Source organism: Shinella zoogloeoides (genome assembly GCF_003574625.1).
Taxonomy (GTDB): Bacteria; Pseudomonadota; Alphaproteobacteria; order Rhizobiales; family Rhizobiaceae; genus Shinella; species Shinella zoogloeoides_A.
The window spans coordinates 223664-235948 of sequence record NZ_QNUJ01000006.1; the positions used below are offsets into that span (position 1 = coordinate 223664).

A 12285-nucleotide genomic window follows, 5' to 3' on the forward strand; every position below is an offset into this window, starting at 1 on the left:
GCTTTTCGTCACCGCGGCAAATTTACCGGAACCTCGTTCCCGACAGCGCCCGTTTTGCGCCGTCCGTGCCGGTTCCGCCTTTCTATTACGGAGAAAGCCATGTTCGGCTGGTTCGAAAGACGTTTGAATCCCTATCCCGCGGAGGCGCCCTCGCTTCCGCCCAAGGGGCTTTTCGCCTTCCTTTGGCACTATACGCGCCCCGCGGCGCCGTGGCTTTTCGTGCTCGGCTTCTGCTCGATGGTGCTCGGCATTGCCGAAGTCCTGCTCTTCCAGTTCCTCGGCAATATCGTCGACTGGCTGTCGGCGGGCGATCCGGGCACGTTCCTTGCCCGCGAGAGCGGCACGCTGGTCTGGATGGCCGTGCTTCTGCTCGTCCTCATCCCGGGCTTCGGCGCGCTGCACACCATGACAATGCACCAGGCGCTCGCGGGCAATTTCCCGATGATCGCCCGCTGGCAGATGCACCGCTACCTGATCCGCCAGAGCATGACCTTCTTCTCCAACGAGTTCGCCGGCCGCGTCTCGACGAAGGTGATGCAGACGGCGCTCGCCGTGCGCGAGACGGTGATGAAGATCATCGACGTCTTCATCTATGTGGTGAGCTATTTCATCTCGATGATCGCGATCATCGCCTCGGCGGACCTGCGGCTCGTCGTGCCGCTGGTCGTGTGGTTCGTCTTCTATGTGAGCATCCTGCGCTACTTCGTGCCGAAGCTGATGGTGGTTTCGCGCGAGCAGGCGGATGCGCGCTCGATGATGACGGGCCGCATCGTCGACAGCTACACCAACATCGCGACCGTCAAGCTGTTCTCGCATGCCGGCCGGGAGGAGACCTATGCCCGCGAGGGCATGGACGGCTTCCTGCAGACCGTGCACAGGCAGATGCGCCTCATCACGCGGTTCAACATCCTGATCGACCTCAACAATGTCGTCGCGATGTTCCTGACCGCCGCTGTCGGCATCCATTTCTGGATGGCGGGCGACGTGACGGTGGGTGCCGTCGCCGTTGCCGTCGGCCTTTCCATGCGCATCAACGGCATGTCGCAATGGGTGATGTGGGAAGTGACCGCGCTCTTCGAGAATATCGGCACGGTCTATGACGGCATGGGCATGATGACCAAGCCGCACGACATCGAGGATGAGCCGCAGGCTCCGGCATTGCCGGCCGCCAGGGGCGCCATCGGCTTCGACCGCATCCGCTTCCACTACGGCAAGGACAAGGGCGTGATCGAAGACCTGTCGCTCAATATCGGTGCGGGCGAGAAGGTCGGCCTCGTCGGTCGTTCCGGCGCCGGCAAGACGACGCTGATGAACGTGCTGCTGCGGTTCTACGATCTTGAATCCGGCAGGATCACCATCGACGGCAAGGATATCGCGGCGGTGACGCAGGACAGCCTGCGCTCGCAGATCGGCGTGGTGACGCAGGATACCTCGCTGCTCCACCGCTCGATCCGCGACAACATCGCCTACGGCAAGCCGGATGCGAGCGACGCGGAGATCATCGAGGCGGCAAGGCGGGCCAATGCCTGGGACTTCATCGAGAGCCTCAGCGACCAGCAGGGCCGCTCCGGCCTCGACGCGCAGGTCGGCGAGCGCGGCGTGAAGCTCTCCGGCGGCCAGCGCCAGCGCATCGCGATCGCCCGCGTCTTCCTGAAGGACGCGCCGATCCTGGTGCTGGACGAAGCGACCTCGGCGCTCGATTCCGAGGTCGAGGCGGCGATCCAGGAAAACCTCTTCGCCCTCATGGAAGGCAAGACGGTGATCGCCATCGCCCACCGCCTCTCGACGCTGACCGAGATGGACCGCCTCGTCGTGCTCGACAAGGGCCGCATCCGCGAGATGGGCACCCACGCCGAGCTGGTCGCCAACGGCGGCATCTACGCCGACCTGTGGACCCGCCAGTCCGGCGGCTTCATCGCCGACGACACGGCCGAGGCGGACGCGGCGGCGGAGTGAAGATCGAGGCATCCCCGCCGGATCGACGGGGATGCCTTCCTCATGTGCCGGTACGCTTCGACGTGAGTTCGAGCCCCAGCGCATGCATGATCGTCAGCATGGATTTGAGGGTCGGGTTGCCGTCGCTGGCAAGCGACCGATAGAGCGCTTCCCGTGCCAGACCCGTTTCCTCGGCTATCTTGCTCATGCCCTTCGCGCGGGCGACGACGCCGAGGGCGTGTGCGATATATCCCGCGTCCCCGCTCTCGAAGGCGTCCTTCATGAAGACGTCGATGGCCTCGTCGGATGTGAGGGCTTCTGCCGGATCGTAGATGTGTAGTGCCTTGCTCATGTCAGTCGTCCAATTGAGATGCGAGCACCTTGGCAGCCGCGATATCCCGTCTTTGTGAACCCTTGTCGCCGCCGCAAAGCAGCACGATGATCTCGTTGCCTCTGCGCGTGAAGTAGATGCGGTATCCCGGTCCGTAGTGAACGCGGATTTCGCTGACGCCGTCGCCAACGGATTTGGCGTCGCCGAGGAGACCGTAGGCGATGCGGTTCAGGCGGGCGGCGATCAGGGCTTGCGCTTTCGGATCGCCGAGGGCGCGCTCCCATTTGCGAAATGTGTCCGTCTGCCTGATCAGGATCGCCATGAAGGTTGTAACTTTAATATTACAATCCCCGAAGATCAAGGTCCTGCGCGATCAGGCCCCATACCTTGCCGATCTTTAATTTGCCCGCCGTCCAAAACGGCCTATATCGGGGGCATGATCTTCCGGCCGCTTTTCTCCTTCTTCGAGAACTGGATACAGCCCTTCGCGCGGCGGGATGACCTGCGGCCGCCGCAGGGGCTCTTTGCCTTCGTGTGGTTCTATGTCCGTCAGGCCAAGGCGCCGTTCGCGGCGCTGCTGGTGCTGGGCGGCATCACGGCGGGGATCGAGGCGGCGACCTTCTGGTTCGTCGGGCGGCTCGTCGACATGCTGGCGACGGTGAAGCCGGGCGAGGGGTGGGACGGGCTTCTCGCCGCGCACGGGACGGAGCTGTTGCTGATGCTCGGCCTCATCGGCGTCGTGCGCTTCGTCGTCGCCTTCCTGACGGCGCTCGTCGACCAGCAGGTCATCACACCCGGCTTCTACAATCTGGTGCGCTGGCAGTCCTATGTGCATGTCGCGCGCCAGTCGCTCTCCTTCTTCCAGAACGACTTTTCCGGGCGCATCGTCACCAAGGTCTGGTCGGCGGGGCAGGCGACGGGCGATGTCATCACCTCCTTCATGGAGAGCATCTGGTTCGTGACGATCTACACGGCCTCGACGCTCGTTCTGCTCGGCCAGCTCGACCTCAGGCTGGCGGCGGTCCTCTTTGTCTGGCTGGCGATCTTCGCGGTGCTGGCGCGCTATTTCGTGCCGCGCATCCGCGAGCACTCGCGCCTTTCGGCCGAGGCCGCCTCGATGATCAGCGGGCGCATGGTCGATGCCTATTCCAATATCCAGACCCTGAAGCTCTTCGGCCGCGACGAGGCGAACGACCGCTACATGCGCAGCGGCTTCGATACGTTCCAGGGAACGATCCTCGCCTTCACGCGGCTCCTGACGTCGCTGCGCGCCTCGCTCGCCTTCCTTTCCGGGCTGATGATCGCCGGCATGGCGGTGCTGTGCATCCATCTCTGGCTCGGCGGCATCATCAGCTCGGGCGCCGTCGCCTTCACCATGGCGCTGGTGCTGCGGCTCAATTTCCTGCTCAACCGCCTGATGACGCAGCTCAACAGCATCATGCGCAATATCGGCACGATCCAGAATTCGGCCGACCTCATCTCCCAGCCGATCGGCCTGGTCGACCGGCCGGACGCGGCCACGCTGACGGTCGCGCGGCCGGAGATCCGCTTCGAGAACGTCCGTTTCCACTACGGCCGCCCCTCGGGCGTCATCGACGACCTCTCGCTGTCGATCCGGCCGGGCGAGAAGGTCGGCATCGTCGGGCGGTCGGGGGCGGGCAAGTCGACGCTCGTCAATCTGCTGCTACGCTTCTACGACCTTGAAGGCGGGCGCATCCTCGTCGGGGGCGAGGACATCGCCGCCGTCACGCAGGAGAGCCTGCGCGCCAATATCGGCATGGTCAGCCAGGACACGGCGCTGCTCCACCGCTCGATCCGCGACAACATCCTCTTCGGCAACCCGGATGCCAGCGAGGCGGAGATGATCGAGGCGGCGCGCAAGGCCGAGGCGCATGATTTCATCCTCGCGCTGGAAGACCAGCGCGGCCGCAGGGGCTACGACGCCCATGTCGGCGAGCGCGGTGTCAAGCTCTCCGGCGGCCAGCGCCAGCGCATCGCCATCGCCCGCGTCATGCTGAAGGATGCGCCGATCCTCGTGCTCGACGAGGCGACGTCGGCGCTCGATTCGGAGGTGGAGGCCGCCATCCAGTCGAACCTTGAGCGGCTGATGCGCGGCAAGACGGTGCTCGCCATCGCCCATCGCCTGTCCACCATCGCCGCGCTCGACCGGCTGATCGTGCTCGATCACGGCCGCATCGTGGAGGAGGGCACGCATGGCGAGCTGGTGGCGCGGGGCGGGCTCTATGCGGATCTCTGGTCGCGCCAGTCGGGCGGTTTCCTCGGCCACGAGGCGGCGGCGCAATAGCGACGCCAAGCGTCGTTTTTCCCTCGCTTTTTCAAGCCGGAAGCGCTGGAGGTTCAAGGCGATGCCTGCGGCTTGTCAAGATGCCCCGTTTTTCCCGCGACAATGTGCCCACCTCCTCTTGCCAAGGCTGGACATAATTTGCGATCAAGCATAGAACGCGCCGGATTGACGGGGAATCTATGGCCGTATTGTGTCCGGATCTTGCCGGTTTCCAAAGGGGCGTTGCGGTTTCCGCAGACATTGCGTGAGAGGATGGTTTAGCCGTGAGCGAACACGAGACAACAAGCGAATCCCTGGGCGAGCCCACTCGCCGCGACTTCCTTTACCTGGCCACCGGCATGGCGGGCGTCGTGGGCGGCGTGGCGGTTGCCTGGCCGTTCATCGACCAGATGCGCCCGGATGCATCGACGCTGGCGCTCGGCGCCATCGAAGTCGACGTCTCCAGCCTGACGCCCGGCATGTCGCTGACCGTCAAGTGGCGCGGCAAGCCCGTCTTCATCCGCAACCGCACGGACAAGGAAGTCGAGGAAGCCAAGGCCGTCGCGCTTGCCGACCTCAAGGACCCGGTTGCCCGCAATGCCAACATCGCGGCCGACGCGCAGGCGACCGACCTCGACCGCTCGGCCGGCGAAAGCCGGGAAAACTGGATCATCATGGTCGGCGTGTGCACGCATCTCGGCTGTATTCCGCTTGGCCAGGCCGGCGACTTCGGCGGATGGTTCTGTCCCTGCCACGGTTCGCACTATGACACTGCCGGTCGTATCCGTAAGGGTCCGGCGCCGCAGAACCTCGCCGTGCCGACCTTCTCGTTCATTTCCGACACAGTCATCAAGATCGGTTGAGGGGACTACTGATAATGAGTGCTGAACATTCAACCTACCAGCCGACGACTGGCATCGAAAAATGGGTCGATTCGCGCCTGCCTCTGCCGCGCATGATCCATGACAGCTTCGTTTCCTATCCGGTTCCGCGCAACCTGAACTATGCCTACACCTTCGGCGCCATGCTGTCGGTGATGCTGATCGTGCAGATCCTGACCGGCATCGTTCTGGCCATGCACTACGCCGCCGAAACGACCGTCGCGTTCAACTCGGTCGAGAAGATCATGCGCGACGTGAACCACGGCTGGCTGCTGCGCTACATGCACGCCAACGGCGCATCCTTCTTCTTCATCGCGGTCTATCTGCACATCGCCCGCGGCCTCTACTACGGCTCCTACAAGGCGCCGCGCGAAATCCTCTGGATCCTCGGCGTGGTGATCTACCTGCTCATGATGGCCACCGGCTTCATGGGCTACGTTCTGCCCTGGGGCCAGATGTCCTTCTGGGGTGCGACGGTCATCACCGGCTTCTTCTCGGCCTTCCCGTGGGTCGGCGAGTGGATCCAGCAGTTCCTGCTCGGCGGCTTCGCGGTCGACAACCCGACGCTGAACCGCTTCTTCTCGCTGCACTACCTGCTGCCGTTCATGATCGCCGGCGTCGTCGTCCTGCACGTCTGGGCGCTGCACGTCACCGGCCAGACGAACCCGACCGGCGTCGAGGTGAAGTCCAAGACCGACACGGTCGCCTTCACGCCCTATGCGACGCTGAAGGACGCGCTCGGCGTCTCGGTCTTCCTGATCGTCTTCGCCTGGTTCATCTTCTACATGCCGAACTATCTCGGCCACCCGGACAACTACATTCCGGCGGATCCGCTGAAGACCCCGGCTCACATCGTTCCGGAATGGTACTACCTGCCGTTCTACGCGATGCTGCGCGCCATCACCTTCAATGTCGGCCCGATCGACTCGAAGCTCGGCGGCGTCCTCGTGATGTTCGGCGCGATCATCGTGCTGTTCTTCCTGCCGTGGCTCGACACCTCCAAGGTTCGCTCCGCCGTCTACCGCCCGTGGTACAAGCTGTTCTTCTGGATCTTCGTGGCGAACGCCATCATGCTCGGCTGGCTCGGCGCACAGCCCGCTGAAGGCATCTACGTCGTCCTTTCCCAGCTCGGCACGCTCTACTACTTCGGCTTCTTCATCGTCCTCATGCCGCTCCTCGGCCTGATCGAAACCCCGAAGCGCATTCCGAATTCGATCACGGAAGCGGTTCTGGAAAAGAAGAACGCAAAGCTGGCCAAGGCCTGAGACGAGCGACGAAAGGAACCATGACAATGAAAAAGCTTGTTGCAGGCATTCTGTCGCTCGCCCTCGTCGCCGGCCTCGGCGTCTCCCTCGCCACGGCGCAGGAAGATCACGCGGCTGCCGGCGGTGCGGAAGCGGAACACGCCACGCCGCATTACCCGATCCACCACCCGAAGCAGCAGAGCTGGACCTTCGCCGGTCCCTTCGGCAAGTATGACAAGGGCCAGCTGCAGCGCGGCCTGAAGGTCTACACCGAAGTCTGCTCGGCCTGTCACTCGATGAGCCTGGTGTCCTTCCGCACGCTGGAAGGCCTTGGCTACTCCGAAGCGCAGGTGAAGGCCTTCGCGGCGAACTACGAAGTGCAGGACGGCCCGAACGCGGACGGTGAGATGTTCACCCGCAAGGCCATCCCGTCCGACCACTTCCCGTCGCCCTACGCCAACCACGAGGCGGCTGCCGCCTCGAACAATGGCGCGGCTCCGCCGGACATGTCGCTGCTCGCCAAGGCACGCGGCATCACCCGCGGCTTCCCGCAGTTCGTCTTCGACATCTTCACCCAGTACCAGGAAGGCGGGCCGGACTACATCTACTCGCTGCTGACCGGTTACGACGAAGAGAAGCCGGCGAATATCGAACTCGCGGAAGGCACGCACTACAACCCGTATTTCGCCGGAGCCGCGGCGCTTGCGATGGCAAAGCCGATCTCCGACGACCAGGTCACCTATGACGACGGCTCGCCGCAGACGGTCGACCAGTATGCCCGCGACGTCGCTTCCTTCCTGATGTGGGCCGCCGAGCCGCACCTGGAAGAGCGCAAGCGCACCGGCTTCATGGTCATGGTCTTCCTGGTGATCTTCACCGGCCTGATCTACCTGACGAAGAAGTCGGTCTACGCGAACAAGGAACACTGAGCGGTCTTTCCGCTCTGTCGAAAAGGCGGCCTTCGGGCCGCCTTTTTTGTTGTGGGGTGCGCATGCACCTGCAATAACCGGGCGAAGCCCTCCGCAGTCGGGAAATCCCATGTCCAGTCTTGAGCAAGAACTCGTCGCCGCGATCCGCAACATTCCGGATTATCCGAAGCCGGGCATCATGTTCCGCGACATCACCACGCTGCTCGGCAATCCGCGTGCCTTCCGCCGCGCGGTGGACGAACTGGTGCATCCCTATGCCGGCATCGGCATCGCCAAGGTCGCGGGCATCGAAGCGCGCGGCTTCATCCTCGGCGGCGCCATGGCGCACCAGCTGTCGACCGGCTTCGTGCCGATCCGCAAGAAGGGCAAGCTGCCGCACGAGACCGTGCGCGTGGCCTACAGCCTGGAATACGGCGTGGACGAGATGGAGATGCACAAGGACGCCATCACGCCCGGCGAAAAGGTGATCCTCGTCGATGACCTGATCGCCACCGGCGGCACGGCGGAGGCCGCCGTCAAGCTTCTGCGCCAGATGGGGGCCGATATCGTCGCCGCTTGTTTCGTCATCGACCTGCCGGACATCGGCGGTCGCAGGAAGCTGGAGGCGCTCGGCGTCGAGGTGCGGACGCTGGTGGCGTTCGACGGGTATTGAGCCTGTTGGTCTGAATCTCTCGATTGGTTTGGGGTGTTCGGCCCCTCATCCGGCCTGCCGGCTTCCTTCTCCCCGCAAGCGGGGAGAAGGTGATATGCCGTACCGTTTTCCCTGAGCTTTTACGTCGCGTGGGGCACGTCCCCTCATCACGCTTGCGGGGAAAGGGTTAGGGTGAGGGGCAACCCGGGCGGCACGCCGGAAAAGACCGGCCCCGCCGTCAGACGAATTCCAGCACCGTGCTCTCGAAGCGGATGACCGGCTCGCCGTTCTGGTTCCGGCCGGCGCAGAGGATCGTGTTCAAGAGCCGGTCCGTCCGCGAGGTGACCGCGCGGGAGCCGAGGAGCGTCACCGAATAGGTGATCGTGTCGCCGGCGAAGACCGGCTTCAGCCAGGCGAGCCCGGTGAAGCCCGGGGAGGGGCCGAGTTTCGGCGGCGCGATGCCTTCGGCGGCAAGGCGCCTGCATTCGCGCGCCCAGAACGACACGAAGCATTTCATCCAGCCGGCGCTGGTGTGCCAGCCGGAGGCACAGAGCCCGCCGAAGAGGGCATTCCTCGCCAGTTCCGGATCGAGATGGAAGGGCTGCGGGTCGAAATCCCGCGCGAAGCGCACGATGTCCTCGGTGGTGAAGGCGAGGCTTCCGACCTCGACGGCCTCGCCCGTCGGATAGAGCTCAGCCATGCGCATGGTCGACATCCTTTCCGGCAAGACGCAGCATGTTGATATAGTCGCAGACCGCGACGATCTCTCCGCGCTGGTTCGTCACCTCGGCGCGCATGCGCACGATGCCGAGTTCCGGGCGCGAGCGCGAGATGCGGGCCTCCAGCACCTCGCAATGGCCGCCGAGCGTGTCGCCGGCAAGCACCGGGCGTTTCCATTCCATGCTGTCGACGCCGGGCGAGCCTTCCGAGGTGGAGCCGTCGAGATAGGCGTCGAAGAGCATGCGCATCATGATCGCGCTGGTGTGCCAGCCCGAGGCGGCTAGCCCGCCGAGGATGCTGGCGCGGCCGGCTTCCTCGTCCATGTGCATCGGCTGCGGATCGAACTCGCGCGCGAAGGCGATGATCTCGTCCGCCGTCAGCGTCCGCTTCTTAAAATCGAAGCGGCGGCCCGGGGGAAAGTCTTCGAATTTATAATTGGCCACGTCCGGTCGTCCTGTTGCGGGCGAAGAATGGCGAGCGCGACGTTGTTTTGCAAGGGCTTGCCAGCCGGCGGGGCGTCGCTAGAGTTTGCCAGGTTCAGAATGAGGTTGGACAAACTCTAATGCGCGCGCAGGCGGCACGAGGAGGCGACGACACATGCAGAGCTTGAAATCCGTGCTCGACGGCGCGGCGGCAGAGGGCATCATCAGCGCCGGGCAGGCCGGCGCGCTGCTGCCCTATATGGAGGCGCGCGGCGTTTTCCTGCGCGAGCCGCCGGAGGCGGACGCGGTCGATATCGCCGGCCGGGCCGAGGCGCGCGCCATCGCGCCGGTCGAGGACACGGAGGCGCCGCGCTTCGTCCGCGGCTTTCATGACGTGCTGATCACCATCGGCGTCGCCATCGTCATGGCGGGCGTCCTGGGCATCGGCTCCGTCCTTGCCGCCCTGCCGGTCATCGTGATCCTGGCGGAGATCCTGGTGAAGCGGCAGCGGCTTGCCCTGCCGGCGGTTCTGCTCACCGTCCTTTATGTCTATTGCATCTTCGTGGCGGTGGTGATTGCCTATGACGCGTATCTCGACGGGCAGGCGGATCCGTATCTGCGCTTCCTGCTTGTCGTGCTGCCCCTAGCCGTCCTGCTGCCGCCATTCTACTGGCGTTACCGCATTCCGCTGTCGCTGAGCCTCTGGTTCCTGTCGCTCGCGGCCGTCGCGCTCGGCGCCGTCTTCCTCGCGCTGACGCGCCTTGCCGGCAGCGCCGACTTCATCGCGGACCGTCCCATGATCTCCGCGGCCATCTTCCTTGCCGCCGCGCTCGCGCTCTATGCGGTGGCGATGTCCTACGACCTGTCGGACCGCTTCCGCGTTTCGCGCCGCTCCGACATCGCCTTCTGGCTGCATCTCGTCACGGCGCCCGCGCTGCTCTATTCGACGCTCGCCTTCGTGTTCCTCGGCGACCTTGCCAACGACACGCTGTTCAGCGGCGGCAAGGGACTGCCGGAGGCGCTGGCCGTGCTCACAGTCGTCGTGGTGCTGATGGGGATCGGGCTCGTCATCGACCGGCGGGCCTTCGTCACCTCGGGCCTCCTGTCGCTGGGGCTCGCGACGGCGAGCCTTTTCAAGCATATGGAGGCGCCGCCGCAGAGCTATGTCTTCCTGACGCTGCTGATCGTCGGCCTCGTCGTGCTGACCATCGGCATCGGCTGGCCGCATTTCCGGCGCTGGGCGATGGCGCCGCTGCCGGTCCCGCTCAGGGAAAGGCTGCCGCCCCTGCGGTGAGGGACGGCAGCCGTGGTCTCAAAGGAGCCGAAGCGCCTTACGTGTTGAAGCGGAAGTGGATGACGTCGCCGTCCTGCACCACGTATTCCTTGCCTTCGTCGCGGCCCTTGCCGGCTTCCTTGGCACCCACTTCGCCCTTGAAGGCGATGTAGTCGTCATAGGCGATGGTGAAGGCGCGGATGAAGCCGCGTTCGAAATCGGTGTGGATGACGCCGGCGGCCTGCGGGGCCTTGGTGCCGCGCACGATGGTCCAGGCGCGGGTTTCCTTGGGGCCGACCGTGAAATAGGTGATGAGGTCCAGCAGGTGATAGCCGGCGCGGATGAGGCGGTCGAGGCCGGCTTCCTCAAGGCCGAGGGCGGAGAGGAACTCGCTGGCTTCCTCTTCCGGAAGCTGGGCGACCTCGGATTCGATGGCGGCCGAGATGATGACGCATTCGGCACCCTGTTCCTTCGCCATCGCGGCGACCGCCTCGGTATGGGCGTTGCCGGTCGCGGCGTCCGCCTCGGCGACGTTGCAGACATAGAGGACCGGGTGCGACGTCAGGAGGTTGAGGCTCTTGAGGACCTCGATTTCTTCCGGCGCCAGCGTCTTCAGGAGCAGGCGGGCGGGCTTACCCTCGTTGAGCAGCTTGATTACGGCTTCCATGACCGGAAGCTGCGCGATGGATTCCTTGTCCTTGCCGGTGGCGCGCTTGCGGGTCTGCTCGACGCGGCGCTCCAGGCTTTCGAGGTCGGCGAGCATCAGCTCGGTCTCGATGGTCTCGGCATCGGCGACGGGGTTGATGCGGCCCTCGACATGGGTGATGTCGGTGTCCTCGAAGCAGCGCAGCACATGCACGACCGCATCGACTTCACGGATATTGGCGAGGAACTTGTTGCCGAGGCCTTCGCCCTTCGAGGCGCCGCGCACGAGGCCGGCGATGTCGACGAAGGAGATGCGCGTCGGGATGATCTCCTTGGAGCCCGCGACGGTGGCGAGCGCCTTCATGCGCGGATCGGGGACCGCCACTTCGCCGGTGTTCGGCTCGATGGTGCAGAAGGGATAGTTCGCCGCCTGGGCGGCCGCCGTCTTGGTCAGCGCGTTGAAGAGGGTCGACTTGCCGACATTCGGCAGGCCGACGATACCGCATTTGAAGCCCATGGAGATGGTCCGTTCGTCTCAAGTAATTCGTTGCCACCGCTATGGGGGAAGGACGGGGCAGGGTCAAGGGCCTCGCGCCCGCGGGCCCTTGAAGTCGCCGGCCCTGCGGTGCACAATGGTCGCACACCGCTCGAAGCCAATGTTACGAGGAGCTTCCGATGAGCAATGGTGACACCGTCCTCAAGCCGAAAACCGTCACGAAGCCGAAGCTGGAGCGGCCGAGGCTCTACAAGGTCATCCTGGTCAACGACGACTATACGCCGCGCGACTTCGTCGTGCTCGTGCTGAAGGCCATCTTCCGCATGCCCGAGACGACGAGCTACCGCGTCATGATGACGGCGCACAAGATGGGCACGTCCGTCGTGGTCGTCTGCGCGCGCGACATCGCCGAGACGAAGGCGAAGGAAGCGACGGAGCTTGCCAAGGATGCCGGCTTCCCGCTGCTCTTCCAGACGGAGCCGGAGGAATAGGTC

General features: G+C 64.6%; 13 protein-coding genes. 8 read left to right on the top strand and 5 right to left on the bottom strand.

Going from position 1 to position 12285, the window contains the following annotated elements; translation table 11 throughout:
• The first annotated feature begins 99 nt into the window (after positions 1-99).
• On the top strand, positions 100-1956 hold the full coding sequence (locus tag DSD28_RS13875; RefSeq protein WP_119257002.1) for an ABC transporter ATP-binding protein: 1857 nt from the start codon (positions 100-102) through the stop codon (positions 1954-1956).
• A gap of 40 nt (positions 1957-1996) precedes the next feature.
• On the opposite strand, the gene DSD28_RS13880 is transcribed toward DSD28_RS13875, so the two are convergent.
• Both DSD28_RS13880 and DSD28_RS13885 read right to left on the bottom strand, forming a co-directional pair.
• Positions 1997-2287, bottom strand: coding sequence for an addiction module antidote protein (locus DSD28_RS13880; RefSeq protein WP_119257003.1), 291 nt, complete (start codon positions 2285-2287; stop codon positions 1997-1999).
• 1 nt (position 2288) lies between these two features.
• Positions 2289-2588: a type II toxin-antitoxin system RelE/ParE family toxin gene (locus tag DSD28_RS13885; protein WP_119257004.1), complete on the bottom strand. Its 300-nt coding sequence runs from the start codon at positions 2586-2588 to the stop codon at positions 2289-2291.
• Between the two features lie 114 nt (positions 2589-2702).
• On the opposite strand from DSD28_RS13885, the gene DSD28_RS13890 reads away from it, so the two are divergent.
• The 5 genes from DSD28_RS13890 (at position 2703) to DSD28_RS13910 (ending at position 8256) form a co-directional block, all read left to right on the top strand.
• Entirely contained in the window at positions 2703-4571 is a 1869-nt protein-coding gene (locus tag DSD28_RS13890) for an ABC transporter ATP-binding protein (protein ID WP_119257005.1), read from the top strand.
• Positions 4572-4834: 263 nt separating this feature from the next.
• A complete protein-coding gene (petA, locus tag DSD28_RS13895) occupies positions 4835-5413 on the top strand; it encodes a ubiquinol-cytochrome c reductase iron-sulfur subunit (RefSeq protein ID WP_119257006.1) in 579 nt (192 codons plus the stop codon).
• Between the two features lie 14 nt (positions 5414-5427).
• Positions 5428-6696 carry a cytochrome b gene (locus DSD28_RS13900; RefSeq protein WP_119257007.1) on the top strand — a complete coding sequence of 423 codons (1269 nt, stop codon included), beginning with the start codon at positions 5428-5430 and terminating at the stop codon, positions 6694-6696.
• A 26-nt stretch (positions 6697-6722) separates the two neighbouring features.
• Positions 6723-7604 carry a cytochrome c1 gene (locus DSD28_RS13905; protein ID WP_119257008.1) on the top strand — a complete coding sequence of 294 codons (882 nt, stop codon included), beginning with the start codon at positions 6723-6725 and terminating at the stop codon, positions 7602-7604.
• 109 nt (positions 7605-7713) lie between these two features.
• The gene (locus tag DSD28_RS13910; protein ID WP_119257009.1) at positions 7714-8256 is read left to right on the top strand and encodes an adenine phosphoribosyltransferase; all 543 of its coding nucleotides are present in this window, start codon (positions 7714-7716) and stop codon (positions 8254-8256) included.
• A 217-nt stretch (positions 8257-8473) separates the two neighbouring features.
• Here the strand turns inward: DSD28_RS13910 and DSD28_RS13915 are convergent, their stop codons facing one another.
• Positions 8474-8941 (bottom strand): MaoC family dehydratase, encoded by a 468-nt coding sequence (locus DSD28_RS13915; RefSeq protein WP_119257010.1) that lies wholly within the window; start codon positions 8939-8941, stop codon positions 8474-8476.
• Positions 8928-9398 (bottom strand): MaoC family dehydratase, encoded by a 471-nt coding sequence (locus DSD28_RS13920; protein WP_119257011.1) that lies wholly within the window; start codon positions 9396-9398, stop codon positions 8928-8930. Before DSD28_RS13920 ends, DSD28_RS13915 begins: the two co-directional genes overlap by 14 nt.
• Positions 9399-9552: 154 nt before the next feature.
• Here DSD28_RS13920 and DSD28_RS13925 point away from each other — a divergent pair, with 154 nt between their 5' ends.
• Positions 9553-10671, top strand: coding sequence for a hypothetical protein (locus tag DSD28_RS13925; protein ID WP_119257012.1), 1119 nt, complete (start codon positions 9553-9555; stop codon positions 10669-10671).
• A gap of 37 nt (positions 10672-10708) precedes the next feature.
• Here the strand turns inward: DSD28_RS13925 and ychF are convergent, their stop codons facing one another.
• Positions 10709-11812, bottom strand: coding sequence for a redox-regulated ATPase YchF (gene ychF / locus DSD28_RS13930; RefSeq protein WP_119257013.1), 1104 nt, complete (start codon positions 11810-11812; stop codon positions 10709-10711).
• 158 nt (positions 11813-11970) lie between these two features.
• Between ychF and clpS the strand changes: the two genes are divergently transcribed.
• Positions 11971-12282, top strand: a complete 312-nt coding sequence (gene clpS, locus DSD28_RS13935; protein ID WP_119257014.1) for an ATP-dependent Clp protease adapter ClpS — start codon at positions 11971-11973, stop codon at positions 12280-12282.
• The last annotated feature ends 3 nt before the right edge of the window (positions 12283-12285 follow it).

Bases quoted from the DNA above. Each gene is read 5' to 3' on its own strand.
- DSD28_RS13875 (WP_119257002.1), top strand. From the start codon at position 100: ATGTTCGGCTGGTTCGAAAGACGTTTGAATCCCTATCCCGCGGAGGCG.
- clpS (WP_119257014.1), top strand. From the start codon at position 11,971: ATGAGCAATGGTGACACCGTCCTCAAGCCGAAAACCGTCACGAAGCCG.
- DSD28_RS13925 (WP_119257012.1), top strand. From the start codon at position 9,553: ATGCAGAGCTTGAAATCCGTGCTCGACGGCGCGGCGGCAGAGGGCATC.
- ychF (WP_119257013.1), bottom strand. From the start codon at position 11,812: ATGGGCTTCAAATGCGGTATCGTCGGCCTGCCGAATGTCGGCAAGTCG.
- DSD28_RS13880 (WP_119257003.1), bottom strand. From the start codon at position 2,287: ATGAGCAAGGCACTACACATCTACGATCCGGCAGAAGCCCTCACATCC.
- DSD28_RS13900 (WP_119257007.1), top strand. From the start codon at position 5,428: ATGAGTGCTGAACATTCAACCTACCAGCCGACGACTGGCATCGAAAAA.
- DSD28_RS13915 (WP_119257010.1), bottom strand. From the start codon at position 8,941: ATGCGCATGGCTGAGCTCTATCCGACGGGCGAGGCCGTCGAGGTCGGA.
- DSD28_RS13885 (WP_119257004.1), bottom strand. From the start codon at position 2,588: ATGGCGATCCTGATCAGGCAGACGGACACATTTCGCAAATGGGAGCGC.
- DSD28_RS13890 (WP_119257005.1), top strand. From the start codon at position 2,703: ATGATCTTCCGGCCGCTTTTCTCCTTCTTCGAGAACTGGATACAGCCC.
- DSD28_RS13910 (WP_119257009.1), top strand. From the start codon at position 7,714: ATGTCCAGTCTTGAGCAAGAACTCGTCGCCGCGATCCGCAACATTCCG.
- DSD28_RS13905 (WP_119257008.1), top strand. From the start codon at position 6,723: ATGAAAAAGCTTGTTGCAGGCATTCTGTCGCTCGCCCTCGTCGCCGGC.